The 19,087-nt window shown below is 70.9% G+C and carries 16 protein-coding genes; 6 read left to right on the top strand and 10 right to left on the bottom strand.

Features of this window, described 5'->3' with window-relative positions; genetic code table 11:
* Positions 1–16 precede the first annotated feature (16 nt).
* Both OHA64_RS29490 and OHA64_RS29485 read right to left on the bottom strand, forming a co-directional pair.
* Entirely contained in the window at positions 17–745 is a 729-nt protein-coding gene (locus tag OHA64_RS29490) for a LuxR C-terminal-related transcriptional regulator (RefSeq protein WP_405618077.1), read from the bottom strand.
* Positions 742–2,031: a PspC domain-containing protein gene (locus tag OHA64_RS29485; protein WP_405618074.1), complete on the bottom strand. Its 1,290-nt coding sequence runs from the start codon at positions 2,029–2,031 to the stop codon at positions 742–744. Before OHA64_RS29485 ends, OHA64_RS29490 begins: the two co-directional genes overlap by 4 nt.
* A 189-nt stretch (positions 2,032–2,220) precedes the next feature.
* On the opposite strand from OHA64_RS29485, the gene OHA64_RS29480 reads away from it, so the two are divergent.
* Together OHA64_RS29480 and OHA64_RS29475 are read left to right on the top strand one after the other, a co-directional pair.
* Positions 2,221–3,624, top strand: a complete 1,404-nt coding sequence (locus tag OHA64_RS29480; protein WP_405618072.1) for a PspC domain-containing protein — start codon at positions 2,221–2,223, stop codon at positions 3,622–3,624.
* On the top strand, positions 3,611–3,856 hold the full coding sequence (locus OHA64_RS29475; protein ID WP_405618070.1) for a hypothetical protein: 246 nt from the start codon (positions 3,611–3,613) through the stop codon (positions 3,854–3,856). Before OHA64_RS29480 ends, OHA64_RS29475 begins: the two co-directional genes overlap by 14 nt.
* A gap of 70 nt (positions 3,857–3,926) precedes the next feature.
* On the opposite strand, the gene OHA64_RS29470 is transcribed toward OHA64_RS29475, so the two are convergent.
* Entirely contained in the window at positions 3,927–4,454 is a 528-nt protein-coding gene (locus OHA64_RS29470) for a DoxX family protein (protein WP_405618068.1), read from the bottom strand.
* A 118-nt stretch (positions 4,455–4,572) separates the two neighbouring features.
* The gene (locus OHA64_RS29465; protein WP_405618066.1) at positions 4,573–5,871 is read right to left on the bottom strand and encodes a hypothetical protein; all 1,299 of its coding nucleotides are present in this window, start codon (positions 5,869–5,871) and stop codon (positions 4,573–4,575) included.
* 145 nt (positions 5,872–6,016) lie between these two features.
* Here OHA64_RS29465 and OHA64_RS29460 point away from each other — a divergent pair, with 145 nt between their 5' ends.
* Positions 6,017–6,913 carry a DUF4429 domain-containing protein gene (locus OHA64_RS29460; RefSeq protein WP_405618064.1) on the top strand — a complete coding sequence of 299 codons (897 nt, stop codon included), beginning with the start codon at positions 6,017–6,019 and terminating at the stop codon, positions 6,911–6,913.
* Positions 6,914–6,989: 76 nt separating this feature from the next.
* On the opposite strand, the gene OHA64_RS29455 is transcribed toward OHA64_RS29460, so the two are convergent.
* Positions 6,990–7,799: a class II aldolase/adducin family protein gene (locus OHA64_RS29455; protein WP_405618063.1), complete on the bottom strand. Its 810-nt coding sequence runs from the start codon at positions 7,797–7,799 to the stop codon at positions 6,990–6,992.
* Positions 7,800–7,940: 141 nt separating this feature from the next.
* On the opposite strand from OHA64_RS29455, the gene OHA64_RS29450 reads away from it, so the two are divergent.
* On the top strand, positions 7,941–8,420 hold the full coding sequence (locus tag OHA64_RS29450; RefSeq protein WP_405618061.1) for a pyridoxamine 5'-phosphate oxidase family protein: 480 nt from the start codon (positions 7,941–7,943) through the stop codon (positions 8,418–8,420).
* Between the two features lie 15 nt (positions 8,421–8,435).
* On the opposite strand, the gene guaA is transcribed toward OHA64_RS29450, so the two are convergent.
* A complete protein-coding gene (gene guaA / locus OHA64_RS29445; RefSeq protein WP_405618059.1) occupies positions 8,436–10,007 on the bottom strand; it encodes a glutamine-hydrolyzing GMP synthase in 1,572 nt (523 codons plus the stop codon).
* A gap of 287 nt (positions 10,008–10,294) precedes the next feature.
* Here guaA and OHA64_RS29440 point away from each other — a divergent pair, with 287 nt between their 5' ends.
* A complete protein-coding gene (locus OHA64_RS29440; RefSeq protein ID WP_405618056.1) occupies positions 10,295–10,582 on the top strand; it encodes a chorismate mutase in 288 nt (95 codons plus the stop codon).
* 606 nt (positions 10,583–11,188) lie between these two features.
* Here OHA64_RS29440 and OHA64_RS29435 read toward each other — a convergent pair.
* Entirely contained in the window at positions 11,189–12,331 is a 1,143-nt protein-coding gene (locus tag OHA64_RS29435) for a hypothetical protein (RefSeq protein WP_405618054.1), read from the bottom strand.
* A 210-nt stretch (positions 12,332–12,541) separates the two neighbouring features.
* Between OHA64_RS29435 and OHA64_RS29430 the strand changes: the two genes are divergently transcribed.
* A complete protein-coding gene (locus OHA64_RS29430) occupies positions 12,542–13,615 on the top strand; it encodes an LAETG motif-containing sortase-dependent surface protein (protein ID WP_405618052.1) in 1,074 nt (357 codons plus the stop codon).
* A 204-nt stretch (positions 13,616–13,819) separates the two neighbouring features.
* Here the strand turns inward: OHA64_RS29430 and OHA64_RS29425 are convergent, their stop codons facing one another.
* The 3 genes from OHA64_RS29425 to OHA64_RS29415 form a co-directional block, all read right to left on the bottom strand.
* Positions 13,820–15,598: a GMC family oxidoreductase N-terminal domain-containing protein gene (locus tag OHA64_RS29425; RefSeq protein ID WP_405618049.1), complete on the bottom strand. Its 1,779-nt coding sequence runs from the start codon at positions 15,596–15,598 to the stop codon at positions 13,820–13,822.
* 43 nt (positions 15,599–15,641) lie between these two features.
* Positions 15,642–17,255 (bottom strand): succinic semialdehyde dehydrogenase, encoded by a 1,614-nt coding sequence (locus OHA64_RS29420; RefSeq protein WP_405618047.1) that lies wholly within the window; start codon positions 17,253–17,255, stop codon positions 15,642–15,644.
* A gap of 126 nt (positions 17,256–17,381) precedes the next feature.
* Positions 17,382–19,055 (bottom strand): serine/threonine-protein kinase, encoded by a 1,674-nt coding sequence (locus tag OHA64_RS29415; protein WP_405618045.1) that lies wholly within the window; start codon positions 19,053–19,055, stop codon positions 17,382–17,384.
* Positions 19,056–19,087: the final 32 nt, after the last annotated feature.

The following is a 19,087-nucleotide window of genomic DNA, read 5'->3' as shown; positions in this document are numbered from 1 at the left end:
AGAAGTCAGTTCACCGTCACACCAGCCGTCGCGCCGTGGCCCACCTCGTCAACTCATGCCGGTTCGACAGCTGGAGCTTCCTCAGCACCGCCGACACGTGGGACTCGACCGTCTTGACGGAGATGAAGAGCTGCTTGGCGATTTCCTTGTAGGCGTAGCCGCGGGCGATCAGACGCAGGACCTCGCGTTCGCGCTGGGTGAGGCGGTCGAGGTCCTCGTCGATCGGTGGGGCGTCGGTGGAGGCGAAGGCGTCCAGGACGAAGCCGGCCAGTCGTGGGGAGAAGACTGCGTCGCCCTCCTGGACGCGGAAGACGGAGTTGACGAGATCCGTTCCGGTGATCGTCTTCGTGACGTAGCCCCGCGCGCCGCCCCGGATCACTCCGATCACGTCCTCCGCCGCGTCCGACACGGACAGGGCGAGGAAACGGACGGGCTGTTCGGCGTCGGCCATCAACGGGGCGCAGCGGCGCAGGACTTCGACGCCGCCGCCGCCCGGGAGGTGGACGTCGAGGAGAACCACCTCGGGGCGGGTCGCGGTGATGACCGTGACCGCCTGGTCGACGTCCGCGGCCTCGCCGACGACCTCGACGCCGGTCTGCTCGGTCCGGCCGATCTCGGCCTGGACGCCCGTACGGAACATGCGGTGGTCGTCGACGAGGACCACGCGCACGTGCCGCGTGTCCGCACCCGCGCCGGAGGCCTCCGCCGTTCCCGCCGTGCCGTTCTCCTCGGTCGAGTCGCTCATGACGTCTCCGCCCTCTCCATCTCCAGCTCGACCTCCGTGCCGCCGTCCGGCACCGCGCGCAGTCGCGCCGTACCCCCGTTGCGCTCCATGCGGCCGATGATCGATTCTCTGACGCCCATACGGTCGGCGGGTATCGAGTCGAGGTCGAAGCCGGGGCCGCGGTCGCGGACGGACACGAAGACCGTCTTTCCCTCGACCTCGGCGAAGACCTGGACGGCGCCGCCCTCGCCACCGTACTTCGCCGCGTTCACCATAGCTTCGCGTGCGGCCTGCATCTGTGCGCCGATTCTGTCGTCGAGGGGGCAGTCGCCGACGACCACGACCTCGATGGGGACGCCGTGCTTGTCCTCGACCTCCGCCGCGTTGCGCCGCACCGCGTCGGCGACGGTGGTGGGCTCGTCGGCCTCGTCCTTGCCGGTGCCCTCGGGTTTGTAGAGCCAGGTGCGCAGGTCGCGCTCCTGGGCGCGGGCCAGGCGGCGCACCTCGCCCGCGTTCTCCGCGTTGCGCTGGATCAGCGTCAGGGTGTGCAGCACCGAGTCGTGGACGTGCGCGGCCACCTCGGCGCGCTCCTGGGCACGGATGCGCATCAGGCGCTCCTCGGAGAGGTCCTGGGTCATGCGCACGAGATACGGGCCGGCGAGGAGCGTTATCCCGACGAGGACCGCGAGGGCCGCCTGGAGGACCGAGCCGAGGTGGGCGGCGGAGCCCTGCAGGACGAAGATGCCGGAGGCGCCGGCGGTGACGAGCAGCACGCCTGCGCCCGCGCGCAGCAGGGTGAGCGTGCGCCGACGGCGGCCGGCCTCGACCCAGCGGGCCCGGCGGGCGTTGTCCGCCTGGCGCCAGACCAGGGCGACGCCCGCGCCGACCAGGACGATCGGCCAGAGGTAGGCCTTCGCGCCGTTGCCGAGATTCACGTTGCCCACGAAGACCATGGCCACGACGACCATGAGGAGCAGGGCCACGATCTGGCCCTTGTCCGGCCTGCGGGCGACGAGTCTGCGGCGGCCGTCCGAGAAGGTCTCGGTGGTGACGAGGGACGGCGGCTTCTGACCGCCGACGCCGCCGACGCCGAGGGGTACGAAGAACCAGAACGCGGCGTACAGCAGGGCGCCGAGGCCGTCCGCCATGAACAGGCCGACGAAGACCAGCCGCACCCAGATCACGGGCAGCCCGAGGTGACCGGCGAGCCCCCGCGCCACGCCACCGAGCCAGCGTCCGTCGCTGCTGCGGTAGAGCTTGCGCGGCGGCCGCGGTTCGACGAGGGGCGCAGTTGCGGCTTCCGGCATGGCACCGATGGTCACACGACGGGCGGGCCGGGGCATCAGGGTTGTCCCCGGAGACACCCCTGATCTTCGACGGCCCGGCACGGGCGCGCCCGTCGAACACCTCCCGGGCACCGGCTCAGGGGCGATATCAGGGTCCGGCCAGGGTCGTACCGACTGCCGCTGCGGGGGCTCGCCCGTCACCATGGACACATGACAGAGCACCAGCACGCCGCGGACTCCGTGCACGACGCGGGCGAGGGGTCCGACGCGGGCACCGGGTCCGACGCGGGCGCGGGGCCCGACGCGGGCCTCAGCTCCTCCGGCAACTCCGGCCCCCCCGAGCTCCCCCGCAAGTTCCGGCGCGACCGGCGGCACAAGATGCTCGCCGGGGTGTGCGCGGGGCTCGGGCGGCAGTGCGACATGGACCCGGTGATCTTCCGGATCACCCTCGCGGTGCTCTCCGCGACCGGCGGCATCGGCCTCCTCTTCTACGGCTTCGTGTGGCTCTTCGTCCCGTTCGAGGACGAGGAGGAGAACGAGGTCCGCAAACTCCTCACCGGCCGCGTCGACGGCCAGGCACTGACGGCCGTACTGTTCGCGCTGGTCGGGTGCGGGGTCTTCCTGACGCTGCTGAACAACGGCAGCGTGCTGGCCTTCGCCGTCGTCGTCTCGCTGCTCCTCGCAGGTGCCGGCTACTGGTCACGGCATCGCGGCACGCCCGACACGGACCCACTGGCCGCACAGGCCGTCGCGGACGCCCCGCCGGAGGCCCAGGCGCCGCCGGTGCCCGCCGCCTACCCGTCCTGGTGGCGGGACCCCATCGTCAAGGACGGCACCCACGTGGGCGGCACCGGCTATCTGTGGGGCCCGAAAGACTCCCACGACCGGGACATCGCCGCGGCCGTCAACATCGGCCTCGGCACCACATGGGCCGAACGCCAGGCCATACGCACCCCGCCCACGCGGTCGCCGCAACCGCGCGGCCCCCGAGGGATCGGCGGCCGGGTCTTCGTCCTCGCCCTCCTGGCCGGCGTACTCGGCACCGGGACGACGTGGGAGGACCAGGCACTTGGCACCAGCCTGCAGAACGGTCTGGCCTACGCGCTCGCCGTGCTCGGCGTCGGCATCGCGATCAGCGCGTTCCGGGGGCGCACCGGCGCGGGGTCGATCTTCGTGGCGATCATCACGGCGGGCCTGCTGGCCGGCTCGACCGCGCTGCCCGAGAACATCGACACGCACTGGATGCGCACGACGTGGCGGCCCGCCGCGGAGGCGGACCTGCAGCGGAAGTACAGCCTGGGCACCGGCGTCGGGACCCTGGATCTGACCGGGCTGCGGCTCGCCGGGGGACAGATGCTGGAGTCGGAGGTCGAGGTGGGCGTGGGCCGAGTGCGGGTGATCGTGCCCCCGAACGTCACGGTGAAGATGCAGATCGACGTGGGGGTGGGCGACATCCAGTTGCCGGGTGACAAGGAGAAGGACGTGGACGTGGCACCGGGCAGGTACAAGCAGCTGACCCTGACACCGGACCCCGGTGTCAGGAACACCGGCACGATCGACCTCGACCTCCAGGTGGGCGTGGGACAGGCGGAGGTGAGCCGTGCAGCGTCATGAGTTCCAGCCCGGAAGGTTCGTCGCCGGCTTCTTCCTGGCCCTCGCGGGCGTCATCTACGCGGGTGACGCCGGCGGCCTCTGGGAGACGCCGTGGTTCGCCGTGATCCCGCTGGTCGTGGGTGGCCTGTTCCTGGCGGGCGCGGTCGGATTCCTGAGCCGGGCCATACGCAGACGCCGGGGAGCGGGCCGTACGGAACCCAGCGGAACACCGACGGACGCCGCCCCGCACTGACCCGTCCCGCCCCGCCGCGTCCCTGCGCCGCCGCAGGGCTACGGCTACCGGCTGCCGGTAGCCGTAGCGGCTACCGGTAGGCCCCGGACCGCTGTCGTCGTCGGGAGCGCAGGGCCGAGTCCAGGGACAGGACGGAGGCGCCGGCCAGCACCAGGGGGATCCAGGCCATCAGGTAGGCGAGATCGTTGCCGTAGTAGTACGGGTCGGAGCCCCAGCTCACGGTCAGCCACAGGCTGAGCGAGATCAGCGCGCCCCCGAACGCGGCCAGCCGGGTGAGCAGTCCGACCAGGACGCCGAGGCCGACGGCGATCTCGCCGAACGCGATGGCGTAGCCGAAGTCGACGGGGTTCTTCAGAGCCAGGTCGACCAGGGCCGGGATGGCGGAGGAGTCGCGGACGGTACGCATCAGATCGCCGATGGAGCCGGAGCCGGAGTCCTTCAGGAAGGCGCTGTCGGTGAGTTTGTCCAGTCCGGCGTAGACGAAGGTGACGCCGAGGAAGATCCGGAGCGGGAGCAGGGCGTAACGGGTGGCGGTGTCATGCCAGTCGCCGCCGTCGAGATAAGGGGAGTGCGTGTCCGTGCGCATGCTGTGAGTCATCGCTCCAAGCCGCCTCTCGCCTGCCGTGCAGTGACCCCTTGAAAGACGATACGTACGACAGGGGAGTCGCGCTCAATCCTGTCCTGACCAGTTTCTCCGAAATGGGCGGAGGCGACGCCTACTCGGTCACGTCGATCTCGTACCGGTTGGTCTCCGCCCCCGCCGCGGTGACGACCTGGACCGCCACCCGGCCCGGCTCCACATCCGCCGGCACCGGCACGGTGAGCACCGCGTCCGTCGGGTTGCTGAAGCCTCCGGTGACCGGCACGAGGGGGACGCGCACGTTGACCGCGCCGATCCGGACGACCATGCGGGACAGCCGGTCGGCGTGCCGGCCGCCCGCGGGGACGAATCCGGCGCCGCGGATCTCGACGTCGTCGCCGGTGCGGATCGGCCCGTCCAGGTCGCCGGCCTCGCGGGCCCGTACGACGGACAGGATCACCGGGCGGCCGCCTTCCGCGTACTTCCCGGCGAGGTAGGTCCCGGCCGACACCAGCACCACCACCGCCAGCCCCCAGGGCAGGTCCGGCAGCTGGTCCGGGCGGCGGGCGAGCCGTACCGCCGCGAACAGCAGGGCCACCGTGCTGATGACGACGTACTGGATGTCCGCGAAGGCGCCCCGGCCCGCGTCGTCCGTCAGCAGGTCGGCCGCCCTCGGCCGGTCGGCACGTACCTTCTGGAGCCGTTGTCCGAGCACCCGCAGCCCGACGACGCGGCGCACCAGCACGGCGATGGCGCACACCACGGCGAGTACGGTCACCACGCCCGCGCCACGGGAGAGTTCGAGCCCGGAGATCAGCGTCTCGCGTTCCGTGTGGTCGGAGGCGGCGGCCAGGCGGCCCACCAGGACGAGCACGGCGTAGGCGACGAAGAGCACCCAACCCACCGCCACCGCACGGGAGGTGGACAGACGGTTGTCCTCCCCGATCACCGGGGCCAGCGCACCGCCGCGTCTCCGGTGGAACCAGGAGGCTGCGGTCAGCGCCCCGGCAACCAGGAAGGCGGAGAGCAGTCCGGCCGTGCGCGCGGCCGTCCAGCCCGCGCCGATCGCGGTGAGCGCCTGTACAAGAAGCAGCAGGACGACCGGCGTCCACACCACGACGGCCGTTCGGCGCCAGAGCAGGGCCAGCCAGGCCTCGCCCTCGGCCCGGCCGCGTTCGGCGACGAGTTCCGCGGACTGGGTCAGCTCCTCCGAGACCCACTGCCGGGAGGCCGAGGCCGAGTGGGCGACGCCGGCGGGCAGCCCCTCCCCCACCGCGAACCCGTCCCGCTTCAGCACGAACGCGGCGACCGCCTGCCGGTGCCCCGCACGCGCCCCGTGCGGACAGTCCCCGCAGGTACAACCGCCTCCGTGACCGCCCTGGGCGCTTGCCCGCGCGCCCCCTGCCGCGCCCTGTCTGGCCTCCTGCACCGCCACGTCCGACGTCCGCCTTCCCAGCCCCGCAACTCCCCTACGATGACAGCGAATTGTGCCCTACCCGGCACCGTCCGAATCCGCGAGGTCTGGTCAGCGCGGGGTGACGTGCCCACCGGCGTGTTGACCCGGCTGCGAGAATTTCCCCATGGCCGAGATCATCCAGCGCGACGGGACCTGGGCCTTCGACGGCAGCACGGTCCGGATCACGCCGGGTCTGCACCGCTCCGTGCCGCTGTTCCGGCAGACGTACGGGGAGATCGCCGTACCTGTGGAGGCCATCGCGGGGGTCGTCTTCGAACCCGAACGCAAGCGTGGACGGCTGCGTATGCGGCTGCGTGAGGGAGCCGACCCGCTGCTCCAGGCGACCGGCGGACGGCTGCCCGATCCGGCCGACCCGTACCGGCTGCTGGTGGACGTCGACCGGGCCGGCGTCGCCGAGTACGTGGCGCAGGAGATCCGCCACTCCCTCCTGCTGGACCAGATCCCGCACGAGCCGGCCAAGACCTATCTCCTGCCCGGGCCGCCGGTCCCGGTCTCGGTGCGCTCCTCGGACGGCACGGTCTCCTTCGACGGCACCCAGGTGCGGATCGACTGGTCCGACACCTCCGACCGGGTCAAGCGGGCCACCGGTCCGCGGATCATCGGCATCGAGGACGTCGTCGAGGTCGAGTGGTTGCCCAACTCCGGTTACGAGGACGGCTTTCTGCGCTTCGCGACCCGCGAGACCGCGTTCTCCAAGCTGCCGCCCGAGAAGGACCCGTACGCCCTGGACCTGTGGGGCAGCGCCCGACGTGACCTGCTCACGGCGATCGTCGCCGCCGCCGTCACGGCCAGGCTGCCGCACCCCTCCACCCGCGCCGCCGTCGAGGACGACGGGCGCCGCCCCGCCCTGCCCCGGCCCGCGGCGGGCGAGCGGCCCCCCGCCGACCATCACGACGTACTCCTGCGACGGCTGCGGGAGTTGGGCGAGTTGCACCGGGACGGGGTGCTCACGGACGAGGAGTTCGCGATGACGAAGGCGGCGGTGCTGCGCGGGTTCTGAACCACCCGTCAGAAGGGCTTCGGAACCCCGTCACAGGGTTCTGGAACCACCCCGTCACCGGGTTCTGGAACCCCCGTCACGACAGCAGGTCGGGTTCGCTCCTGCTGATGTCCTGCCACATCGGCTGGTAGTTGATCCACGCCACCAGGTCCCCGCCCAGCTGCTCCCGGGTGGCGACGGCCATCTTGTGGTCGATCAGGATGGGCCGTCCGGCCGCCTTCGCCGTCAGCTGGACCTGACAGGACCGCTCCAGGGACAGGAACCACCAGGCCGCCGCGTCCACCGAGTCGCCGACCGTCAGCAGGCCGTGGTTGCGCAGCACGAGCGCCTTGCGGGAGCCGAGGGCGCCCGCGATACGGCGGCCCTCGTCGGCGTCGACGGCGACCCCCGTGTAGGCGTCGTACAGGGCGTGGTCCTCGTAGAAGGCGCAGCTCTCCTGGGTGATGGGGTCCAGGAGGTCGCCCAGCGCGGACAGCGCCCGGCCGTGCACCGAGTGGCAGTGGGCGACGGCGACGACGTCGGGGCGGGCGGCGTGCACCTGGGCGTGCACGGTGAACGCGGCCTGGTTGACGTGGTAGCTGCCCTGGATCACCTGCCCGTCGGAGTTGGCGAGCACCAGGTCACTCACGGTGACGTGCTTGAACGGCATCCCGAACGGGTTGACCCAGAAGCAGTCGCTGTACTCCGGGTCACGGGCGGTGATGTGTCCGGAGACCCCGTCCTCGAAGCCGAGTCGTCCGAAGATCCGCAGCGCGCCCGCGAGCCGCTCCTTTCGATGCCTCCGCTCGTCGTCCAGCGATTCGTGCATCGGCGGCATCGCGAACCGCAGCCGGTCGGTCGGCAGCGGCGTCGGCGGTGTGGGCCCGGCTTCGGGCGTCCCGTGCATGTGTCGTCCTCCAGCACTGGGTGGGGTTAAAGGCGGAAGTTACCCTCGGTCAGTGCAAGTGAACAGCGCCAACTTGTAAAGATGACGCGCGCAAGCAATACACGACAGAAGATGTCGGGTATCGACGCGAGACTGGCCGATATGGACGCTCTTACGAACTGGGCGGGTTTCTCTTCCGCGGAACCCGATCTCGCCAGGACGGTCGAGGATCGCTTCGCCGCCTTCACGCACCACACCCTCGCGACCCTGCGCCGGGACGGCTCACCACGCACCACCGGTCTGGAGGTGCGCTTTCTGCGCGGTGAGCTGTGGCTGGGCATGATGCCGAACTCGCTCAAGGCCCTCGACCTGCGCCGCGACCCGCGTTTCGCGCTCCAGACGAACCCCGGGGAAGGCACCGGCATGGGCGGCGGCGATGTCCGGATCAGCGGTCGGGCCATCGAGGTGCGGGACCCGGAGGAGAGGGCGGGGTACATCGAAGAGGTGGAACCGCCGCAGCCGTTCCACCTCTTCCGCACCGAGCTGACGGAGGTCGCACGGACCTGTGTCGAGGACGACACGTATCTGGTCGTCGAGGTCTGGCACCCCGGAGAGCCGGTGCGGACCCTCAGGCGGACCTGATCCCCAGAAGGGGGCTCACTCCCACTCGATGGTGCCCGGCGGCTTCGACGTCACGTCGAGGACCACCCGGTTGACGTCCGCGACCTCGTTGGTGATCCGGGTCGAGATCCTCGCGAGCACGTCGTACGGCAGCCGCGACCAGTCGGCGGTCATCGCGTCCTCGGAGGACACCGGGCGCAGGACGATCGGGTGGCCGTAGGTGCGGCCGTCGCCCTGGACGCCGACGCTGCGGACCTCCGCGAGCAGGACCACCGGGCACTGCCAGATGTCCCGGTCCAGGCCGGCCGCGGTGAGCTCCTCGCGGGCGATGGCGTCGGCGTCCCGGAGCAGGTCGAGGCGTTCCTTGGTGACCTCGCCGACGATACGGATGCCCAGGCCGGGGCCGGGGAACGGCTGACGCTGGACGATCTCCTCCGGCAGGCCGAGCTCCTGGCCGACCATCCGGACCTCGTCCTTGAACAGCTGGCGCAGCGGCTCCACCAGCTGGAACTCGAGGTCCTCGGGCAGTCCGCCCACGTTGTGGTGGGACTTGATGTTCGCGGTGCCGGTGCCGCCGCCGGACTCGACCACGTCCGGGTAGAGCGTGCCCTGCACCAGGAAGGCGACCTCGGGACCCTCGTCCGCGATGATCTCCACCTGCGCCTGCTCGAAGACCCGGATGAACTCCCGGCCGATGATCTTCCGCTTCTCCTCGGGGTCACTGACCCCCTTGAGCGCGGTGAGGAACCGCTCCTCCGCGTCGACGACCTTCAGCTGGACGCCGGTCGCGGCCACGAAGTCCTTCTCGACCTGCTCGGTCTCGCCCTTGCGCATCAGGCCGTGGTCGACGTACACGCAGGTCAGCTGGGCACCGATGGCCTTCTGGACGAGGGCGGCGGCGACCGCGGAGTCCACACCGCCGGACAGACCGCAGATCGCGCGCCTGTCGCCGACCTGCTCACGGATCGCGGCGACCTGCTCCTCGATCACATTGCCCGTGGTCCAGTTCGGGGTCAGGCCCGCGCCCCGGTACAGGAAGTGCTCCAGCACCTGCTGGCCGTGCGTCGAGTGCATGACCTCCGGGTGGTACTGGACGCCGTACAGCTTCTTCTCGTCGTTCTCGAAGGCGGCGACCGGGACGACGTCCGTGGACGCGGTGACCGTGAAGCCCTCGGGGGCCGCGCTGCACGCGTCGCCGTGGGACATCCACACCGACTGCTCGTCCGGGGTGCCCTCGAAGAGGGTCGAGCCGGACTTGCTGACATGCAGCGGCGTACGGCCGTACTCGCGGGCGCCGGTGTTGTCGACGGTGCCGCCGAGGGCCGTCGCCATCAGCTGGAAGCCGTAGCACATGCCGAAGACGGGGACGCCGGCCTCGAAGAGCTCGCGGTCGAGGCGGGGGGCGTTCTCCGCGTACACCGACGAGGGGCCGCCGGAGAGGATGATCGCCGCCGGATTCTTGGCGAGCATCTGAGCGACCGGCATGGTGCTCGGCACGATCTCGCTGTAGACCCGGGCCTCGCGGACACGACGGGCGATGAGCTGGGCGTACTGCGCGCCGAAGTCGACGACCAGGACGGTGTCGGGGGCGGGGGTCGCTGATGACACGGGGTGCCTTCCGGCGGTCGGGCGGGGGTCTGTGGTTCCGATTCTAACGGGGTGGGAGGGGGCCGCCGCCCGGATACCCATGGCATACTGACGCCCATGCTCACGCACCCGACCTTCCTCTTTACCTATGGCAACCGGCCCACCGGCTGCCATGGTCGTGCTGCTTGAGCAACTGACAAGCGACTTCCCAGGCGCCCCGGGCCGACAAGGCCCGGGGCGCCTGTCGTTTCCCGGGTCCTGCCGCTCCGGGGCGCCGCATCCGCCCCGTCCGACGAGGAGCCCCCGACATGACCGCCACCGCTGCCGAGAAGACCGGCGCCCACACCACCGAGGCCGCCGAGGTGATCACCGGTGCCCGCGAACGCATCGACGCCCTGGACGACCGGATCATCGGTCTGATCCAGGAACGGATGGCCGTGTCCGCGGTCGTCCAGAAGGCCCGGATCACCTCCGGCGGCCGACGGGTGAACCTCTCCCGCGAGATGGACATCCTCAACCACTACAGCGAGGCGCTGGGCAGGCCGGGCACCTCTCTCGCCATGACCCTCCTCGAACTGTGCCGGGGTCGCATCTGAGTTCGGTCCGGCTCTCACCCGTACGGCGCGTGACCGGGACGAGCGGAGCTTCGTTGGTGTGGTGTCCGTGCCAGCCAGGGGCGGGCCCGAAAGAACCACGCGTGGCTCACTGGAGCGATGAGACGTACGGATCGTGCTGTGCGTCGTGGGACCTCGCTCCAGGTAAGTGACCGGACGGCAGGGGACAGCAGCTCGGTCACCCAAGAGAACGGCCGGCTCCGGGGACGCCCGGGGCCGACCGACGGAAAAACAAGAGAAGTACAAGAGAAATACCGGAGAAGCAGCGAGACCGGGTCAAACGGTTGCGGAGGCCGCTGCCATCCAGCACGATGCGTAGAAAGCCCCCAAGTCCCGCCACCCACAACCGCATGAGACCAGTGCCCCAGTGCCAAAGGTCGAGACCATTCACGCGCCCCGCACGCGCCGGGTCGCCGACCCGGTGCACTCGGACAACCAGGGCACTCGGACCAGCGGCGCTACCCCCCGGCGCCGCTACCAGGCACCGGCGCTGCCCTGACGTCGGTGCTGACCGAAGAAGGGCCCCGCGGCTCCGTCCCGCGGGGCCCTTCGCATGCCCGGAGTCCCCGCCCGTGCACGGGCCGCGCGTCAGGTCCGCGACGCCGTTCCGCACTGCCCCGCCCCGTCGGCTCCCAGCTCGCGGCTGCGGTCGTACGGATCCGCGGTCGGGCCGGTCGCCGGGTCACCCGTGGGGGCGGCCGACGGGAACTGCGGGTGCATATAGCCGTCGTGGATCCCGCAGGCCGTGTTGCCGACGTCGCGGTCGCGGTGCAGGACGTTCAGGCGGTCGGGAGTGGCCACGTAGCGGGCGGGGTCGAGGAGTTCGACCTCCAGGACGCGGCGCACGATGGTGCGGGTGACCTCGACCGAACCGTCGGTGCGGACGACCGGGTAGACGAAGGTGTAGTCGGCGCGCACGGCCACACCGCCTTGATCGCCCTTCTTGAACGTCATCCGGCCGCGGGTCTTGATCACGTCTGAGACGAGTCGCACCTCGGCGGGGTCGAAGCGGCTGAACATGCTCAGCGGGTCGTCATCCTTGTCCGGCGTGCGCAGGGACCGGTTCAGGTCGTCGAACAACTCCGGCTGCTTCGGGTCGAGTATCGCGAGGGCGGCCACGGGGCGTTCGCCGCGTACCGTCTTCGGGTCCAGGTTGGATCCGACCAGCAGCTTCTTGGTCAACTGGAGCGCCGTTGCGACCCGGTCCTCGGGTATCCGGCCGAGGGCGGTCGCCTCCGGCAGGACGATGCCGGACGCTCCGTCGGCCCACGTGAGAGCCGGAGAACCGGCGAACGGCTCGTCCAGCGTGGGGGTTTCGGGGTCCGTGGCGGCGGGGGGCGCGGTCGGAGCCGCGGTTTCCGCGGGCAGGGGCGAAGCCGCGGCGGACTCCGGCGACCCCGAGCCGAAGGGGTCGCCCGGCAGCAGCGACGGTTTCATCGCGACGACGGCCACGGCGACAGCGACGGCGACGCCAATGACGGTCCACAGCCTGCGACTTCGGCCGGCCCGTCCCTTCGTCCCCTGGTGGGCCGGGCCCGTGCGCCACCCCTCGGGCAGTTCACCGCGCGCCTCCTGCTGACGCAGCCGCTCGGTCACGAGGCGGGCGCGGGCGGAGGGCTCCTTCGGGGCCGAGCCGCGAATGTCCCGTTCGGTGTCGCGGGCGAACTGTTCCCAGACGTCGTCGGGGATCTCCGGTGTCGAGGACGGGTCCTCGGACGGCTTGTCAGACACGACGCTCAGTTCTAGACGGTGTGAAAGCGCATTCACAAGGAGATCCGGTGTGTGACTCAGCCCACATAAGAAATCCGTGAAAGTGGAGGCAACCATTCACACCCTTCACTGATCAAACACGGCGAACCAAGGGCCACTCCCGCGCCCCACACGCGGAGGCCTCTCCCACGTTGCTGCGAGACCGCAGCACATCGGATTCCCGAGGTCTTCATGAAGCTTCGTCGTGCCATGGTGGCAGCGGCGGCAACCGCCGTCCTAGCCCCGCTCACCCTGCTCTCCGCTCCGGCCGCGTTCGCGACGGACGGGACGCCGACCACCTCGACGAGCAGCCCGGCCGCGGACGACACCACGCCCGCCGCCGACCAGAGCACCCCCGCCGCCGAGGACAGCACCCCGGCCGCGGACGACAGCACACCCGCCGACGACCAGACCACCCCGGTGGCCGAGGACAGCACGCCCGCGGCCGACGACAACACTCCCGCCGACGACGCGAGCACGCCCGCCGGCGACGCGAGCACCCCGGCCGGCGACCAGAGCTCCCCGGTCTCCTCCCCGTCGCCGAGCGTCAGCGTGAGCACGCCCGCCGACGACCCCGAGCTCTGCACCGACGAGGACGGCGGCAGCACCGCCGAACTCAGCGCCGACCTGCACAGCGGCCTGTCGGGGCTGCCCGAGACGATCGTCGCCGGCAGCGGCTGGACCGGGTTCTCGTTCAACGTGTCCAACCGCGGTGACGACGAGATCAAGGACATCAAGCCGCTGATCGGCGTCGCCGCGATCGGCTGGGACGACGAGAAGGACTACTCGGGCAAGATCACGGTCCAGGTCTTCGACAAGTCCTCCCACACCTGGCAGACCGTCGCGAACGCGGCCGGCGAGGGCGGCACGTTCCCCGCGTTCTCTCTCGACGCCGGCGGATCGGTCTCGTACCAGCTGCGGCTGAGCGTCAGCGGCAAGGTGCCGGACTCGCTCGGTCTGACTGTCGGCTTCGCCGAGTACGCGGACGACGAGGGCTGCTGGATCGCCGACGACCCGAACGGCTGGTTCTACTTCTTCAACATCCTCGCCGCCGGCTCCGACGCCGGTGACCCCAACGACGCCAAGCCGCAGGGCGGCAAGACGGACCTGACCGACGTCAGCCAGGTCTCCGCCACCGGCTCGCTCGCCGAGACCGGTTCGAGCTCGGCACTGCCGGTGATCGGCCTCGTGGGTGGGGTCGCGATCGTCGCCGGTGCGGGTGCGGTGTTCGTGGTCCGTCGCCGGAAGGCCGGGGCCGAGGCGTAAGCCCTCGGGGCTCGGGCTTCGGGCTTCGGGCTTCGGGCTTCGGGCTTCGGGCTTCGGGCTTCGGGCTTCGGGCTTCGGGCTTCGGGCTTCGGGCTTCGGGCTCAGCAAGGCTTACCGCAAGAACAGAGAAGGACCTGCGCTCGGAGGGGGGTGCAGGTCCTTCTCCATGTCCACGGTCCGACGTTCACGGTGGGTCGGCCGTGGCTACTTCTTCGGCGGTACGGTCGGCATCCCCAGGAACGGCAGCTTCAGCGCGCCGAACGCGTCCGCCGGGACGGCCGGTGCCAGTGGCTCGACCGGCTCGAGGCGTTCGTAGGACCGGCCCTGCTCCGGACGGGGGTCCGCCTCGCCCTTGTTGGGCCAGTACGACATCGCCCGCTCCGCCTGGGCCGTGATGGTCAGGGACGGGTTGACGCCCAGGTTCGCGGAGACCGCGGCACCGTCGACGACCGAGATGCCCGGGTGGCCGTAGAGGCGGTGGTACGGGTCGATGACGCCGCTCTCGCGGGAGGAGCCGATCGGGCAGCCGCCGAGGAAGTGGGCGGTGAGCGGGGTGCCCATCAGTTCACCGACGTTGGAGCCGGCGAAGCCGTTGATCTCGGCGGCGATGGCGGACGCACCCTCCGAGGCCGCCTTGATCTGCTTGGGGTTCGGGGAGCCGTGTCCCTGGCGGGCGGTCAGCAGGCCCTTGCCGACGCCGTCCGGTTTCAGGAACGTCGTCAGGGAGTTGTCCAGCGACTGCATCACGAGGCCGATGATGGTCTTCTCCGACCAGCGGCGGTTGGAGAGGGAGCGCAGGACCAGCAGCGGGTGGCGGCCCGCGTTCCGCAGCCAGGCCAGGGCCCGGGACGAACCCTCGGCGTACGGGACCTGGAGGATGGACAGGCTGCCCATCGAGTTGGAGCCCCTGCCGTAACGGACCGGCTCGATGTGGGTGTTGTCGTCCGGGTGGATGGACGAGGTGATGGCCACTCCTCGGGTGAAGTCGACCTTCGCCTCGCCGGTCACCTTGCGGTAGCGGCGGTCGTCGGTCTGCGCGCCGACCAGGGCCTCCGAGTTGGTGCGGGTCAGCTCGCCCAACCTCTCGGACAGGTACGGAAGTTGGCCGCCCGACTTCATCCGGTGCAGCAGGGTCTGGGTGCCATAGGTGCCGGCCGCGAGGACGACTCGACGGGCCTTGAAGGTCCGGCCCTTCGTCCTGCGGCGGTCGTCGGTGGGGAGGGTGGCGATCGCGAAGCCGCCCTGCGAGTCGTCCGTGACCGAGACGACCGTCGTCAGCGGGTGTACGACCGCGCCCGCCTTCTCGGCGAGGTACAGGTAGTTCTCGTTGAGGGTGTTCTTCGCGCCGTGCCGGCAGCCGGTCATGCACTCGCCGCACTCGTTGCAGGCCTTGCGGTCCGGGCCGGCGCCACCGAAGTAGGGGTCGGACACCTGCTCGCCCGGCTTGGCCTTCGAGGCGCCGTCGGCGTCCTCGCCGTCCCCGAAGAACACGCCGACCGGGGCCATGTGGAAGCTGTCGCCGACGCCCATCCGCTCGGCGGCGGCCTTGAGATGCACGTCGGACGGGGTCATCGTCGGGTTCAGCCGGACACCGAGCATGCGGCGCGCCTGGTCGTAGTACGGCGCCAACTCCTCCTGCCAGTCCGTGATGTCACGCCACTGGGGGTCGTCGAAGAAGGGCTTCGGCGGGACGTAGAGGGTGTTGGCGTAGTTGAGGGAGCCGCCGCCGACGCCCGCGCCGGCCAGGACCATGACGTTGCCCAGCAGGTGGATGCGCTGGATGCCGTACATGCCGAGTTTCGGTGCCCACAGGTAGTTCTTGAGGTCCCAGGAGTTCTTGGGGAGGGACTCGCGGGTGAAACGGCGGCCGGCCTCCAGGACGCCCACGGTGTAGCCCTTCTCCGTCAGGCGCAGGGCGGTCACCGAACCGCCGAAGCCCGATCCGACGACGATGACGTCGTAGTCGTAAGCGTCCTGGGACACGTGCTCTCCTCGTTGAGAACGGGTGCGGTCCGGTGCCGCGGGCCTAGCGGAACCGGAATGCCTTCATGAGCCTCAGGCTGCGGCTCATGAACTGCGCGTACTTCTCGTCGTCCATGCCCAGGGACGGGGCCATCGGCAGCAGGCGCTGCTGGGCCACCGTCTGGGCCTCCGTGTACTTGAGGATGCCCTCGGAGCCGTGGCGGCGGCCGAGGCCGGATTCCTTCATGCCGCCCATCGGGGACTGGACGCTGCCATAGGCGGGGGCGTACCCCTCGTTGACGTTCACGGTGCCCGTGCGCAGGCGGGCGGCGACCTCGCGGCCACGGCGGCCGTCCTTCGTCCAGACCGAGGAGTTCAGGCCGTACGGCGTGGAGTTGGCCTGCTCGACCGCCTCGTCGTCGGTGCTGAAGCGGTAGATCGAGACGACGGGGCCGAAGGTCTCCTCCGTGCACACCGACATCGGCTCGGTCACCCCGTCGAGGATCGTCGGCTCGAAGAAGTACGGGCCGATGTCCGGGCGGGCCACCCCGCCGGCGACGAGCTTCGCGCCCTTGGCGACCGCTTCGTCCACGTGGCGGGTGACGGTCTCCAGCTGGCGTTCGCCGACCAGGGACCCCATGTCGGCGCCGTACGCGAGGGACGTACCGAGCCGCATCGCCTTGGTGCGGGCGGCGAAGCGCTCGACGAACGCGTCGGCGATCGACTCGTGGACGTACAACCGCTCGATGGAGATGCAGAGTTGGCCCGCGGAGGAGAAGCAGGCGCGGACGGCGCCGGCGGCCGCCTTGTCGATGTCGCCGTCCTCCAGGACGAGCATCGCGTTCTTGCCGCCGAGTTCGAGGGAGACGCCGATCAGCCGGGCGGCGGCGCCCTGCGCGACCTCGCGGCCGGTGCGGGTGGAGCCGGTGAAGGAGACGTAGTCGGCGTGCCTGACCAGTTCGGGGCCGACCACCGGGCCCTCGCCGAGGACGACCTGGAAGACGTCGGCCGGCAGACCGGCCTCTATGAGCAGGTCACGGGCCCAGAGCGCGGTGAGGCAGGTTTCCGTGTCGGGCTTCATCACGACGGCGTTGCCCGCGACGAAGGCCGGGATCGCGTCGCCCACGGACAGCTCGAGCGGGTAGTTCCAGGGGGCGATCTGGCCGACGACACCGCGCGGGTGGCGCAGCTCGGTGACCTTGGTGAGGGTGGGGACGGCGCCGGCGTGCCGCTTCGGCCGGAGATAGGCGGGCGCCCTGCGCCCGTAGTGGCGGGCCGCGACGGCGACGGCCTGGACCTCCTCGTGGGCGTGCAGACGGGCCTTGCCGGTCTCCAGCTGGATCAGGTCGAGTACCTCCGCCTGGCGCTCCAGCACCAGGTCGTGGAAGCGGAGCAGCACGGCCGCCCGCTGCCGTACGGGAGTCCTCTCCCACACGGCCTGCGCCCTGCGGGCCGCCTCGAAGGCGTTCTCCACGTCCTCGGGGGTGGACTCGGGCAGGTCGGCCAGCTTCTCGCCGGTGAACGGCGTGTGGTTGGCCGTCCGGCCGGAGCCGACCACACCCTTGGTGAGCTGGGCTATCAGCTCGGGAGTGACCACGTCGGCGGCGGTACGGGCGCCCGCCGGGGCGGGGGCGATGGGGTTCGTGCCGGTCTGGGCCGGGGCCTGCGCGTCCGTCATGAGCCGCAGGGTATTCCGCGGCGGAGGCTTTGGGTACCCGCCAGTAATCAGGATTCACCGAGTAGCCACACGACGCCAGTGATCACTGGCAGAGAATGTGCTGATCAGGGCGTTGTACAGGGACGATCACCGCTGGGTGCCCGGTGACGGATTGTTTCCGATCTCCAGCTGGGCGCGGGCCTTCTTGAAGAGAGCCATGCCCTTCTTCTCGTCCGGTGTGCCCTTGGGCATGTCCACCCGGAGCTGGTACATGCGGTCGTCGTCCGTGCGGACGATCAGTTGCATGACGCGGGTCGGCCCGCCGTGCGGGTCGTAGGTGACGTCGGACAGGGCGGCCTCGTCGCCGTGGAAGCTGGTGGCGGTGTACTGGCCGGCGGACCGCTCGTGCCCCTCCCAGGCGAGCGCCGTCTCCCTCGCCTGCGTCAGGGGGGAGCCGGGCGACTTGTCCCACTCGATGAGCCTGACCTGGATGGCTTCGTCGCCGTAGGCGGTCATACGGAGGTCGTCGTCCGCCCCGGCCGCGTCGTGCGTCCGCTTGTACGGGGCGGGGAGGAAGAGGACGGCGTTCATTTCCTGGTCCCGGTGGGCGACCCAGCCGTCCTGCGGGGGTGTCGCGTCGGTTGTCACATCGGCTGTTGCGTCTGCTTTCCCGCCAGTTGTCCCACCAGTTGTCCCGTCGGCTGCCCCATCGGCTGTCCCGTCGGCTGTCCCGTCGGCGAACGAGGTACCGAGCCATACGGCACCCGCGAGCAGGACACCGAGGAGGGCGATGGCGGCACGGGCCAGGGGGCGGTGTCCGGGGGGCTGCTGGTCGGGGGTTGGGGGCTCTTCGGGGATTGGGGGCTCGTCGGAGGCTGAGGGCTGCTGTCCGGCTGGGCTCAAGGGCACCGGCGGCTCTGGGTCCGGCTCGGTGTCCTCTACGTCCTTCTTCGCGTCCCCCGTCCCCGGATCCGGCCGCCGCTCACCCGCCACGGACTCCAGTACCCGTGCGGTCTCCTCCGCGTCCGGACGCTGCTCGGGGTCCTTAGCCAACAGCCCTGCTATGAGCGGCCGGAGGGGTCCGGCACGCTTCGGCTCGGGCGGGTCGGCGGCGACGATCGCGGCGAGGGTGGTCTCCGGAGCCGTACGGCGGAACGGGGAGGCGCCCTCGACGGTGGTGTACAGCAGGACGCCCAGGGACCACAGGTCGGAGGGAGGGCCGGCGCCGGTGCCGGACATCCGCTCGGGGGCGACGTACTCCAGCGAGCCGACGAAGTCACCGGTGGCCGTGAGGGATTCCTCGCCCTGGACGTGGGCGATGCCGAAGTCGGTGAGGACGACGCGGTGATGGGGGCCGAGCAGGACGTTGGCGGGCTTCACGTCCCGGTGCACGATGCCGACGGCGTGCGCGGCGCGCAGGGCGCCGAGGACGGCGAGGCCGACGCGGGCTGCTTCGGGGGGTGGCAGGGGGCCTCGGCGCAGAGCCTGGTGCAGGGACTCGCCGCGGACCAACTCCATCACGATCCAGGGGAGTCCGTCCTCCTCCTCGACGACCACGTCGTAGATGGAGACGGCGGCAGGATGGTCGACCCGGGCGGCGGCACGGGCCTCGCGGTAGAGCCGGTGGGCGGCTCGGCGGTGTTCCTCATCCTCCAGATCGCCCGGCAGCCGCGGCTGCTTGACCGCGACTTCACGCTCCACGAGCTCGTCGCGTGCCCGCCAGACGGTGCCCATCCCGCCGCTGCCTATGCGCTCGACCAGACGGTACCGCCCGCCGAGCAGCGCGTCCCTGGGGTCCGCGTCGTCCCCGCCGTTGCTCATGCCCCATGAGTACCGTGCGCGACGTCTCCTTG

The sequence above is a fragment of the Streptomyces sp. NBC_00076 genome, assembly GCF_045041235.1.
Taxonomy (GTDB): Bacteria; Actinomycetota; Actinomycetes; order Streptomycetales; family Streptomycetaceae; genus Streptomyces.
Note: the sequence above shows the minus strand (reverse complement) of the source record. Positions and strands in the feature narration are given on the sequence as shown.

Excerpts from the sequence above, each read along its gene's own strand:
- OHA64_RS29460 (WP_405618064.1), top strand. The coding sequence starts at position 6,017 with ATGGCCGAGATCATCCAGCGCGACGGGACCTGGGCCTTCGACGGCAGC.
- OHA64_RS29480 (WP_405618072.1), top strand. The coding sequence starts at position 2,221 with ATGACAGAGCACCAGCACGCCGCGGACTCCGTGCACGACGCGGGCGAG.
- OHA64_RS29485 (WP_405618074.1), bottom strand. The coding sequence starts at position 2,031 with ATGCCGGAAGCCGCAACTGCGCCCCTCGTCGAACCGCGGCCGCCGCGC.
- OHA64_RS29470 (WP_405618068.1), bottom strand. The coding sequence starts at position 4,454 with ATGACTCACAGCATGCGCACGGACACGCACTCCCCTTATCTCGACGGC.
- OHA64_RS29440 (WP_405618056.1), top strand. The coding sequence starts at position 10,295 with ATGACCGCCACCGCTGCCGAGAAGACCGGCGCCCACACCACCGAGGCC.
- OHA64_RS29430 (WP_405618052.1), top strand. The coding sequence starts at position 12,542 with ATGAAGCTTCGTCGTGCCATGGTGGCAGCGGCGGCAACCGCCGTCCTA.
- OHA64_RS29455 (WP_405618063.1), bottom strand. The coding sequence starts at position 7,799 with ATGCACGGGACGCCCGAAGCCGGGCCCACACCGCCGACGCCGCTGCCG.
- OHA64_RS29490 (WP_405618077.1), bottom strand. The coding sequence starts at position 745 with ATGAGCGACTCGACCGAGGAGAACGGCACGGCGGGAACGGCGGAGGCC.
- OHA64_RS29415 (WP_405618045.1), bottom strand. The coding sequence starts at position 19,055 with ATGAGCAACGGCGGGGACGACGCGGACCCCAGGGACGCGCTGCTCGGC.
- OHA64_RS29450 (WP_405618061.1), top strand. The coding sequence starts at position 7,941 with ATGGACGCTCTTACGAACTGGGCGGGTTTCTCTTCCGCGGAACCCGAT.
- OHA64_RS29420 (WP_405618047.1), bottom strand. The coding sequence starts at position 17,255 with ATGACGGACGCGCAGGCCCCGGCCCAGACCGGCACGAACCCCATCGCC.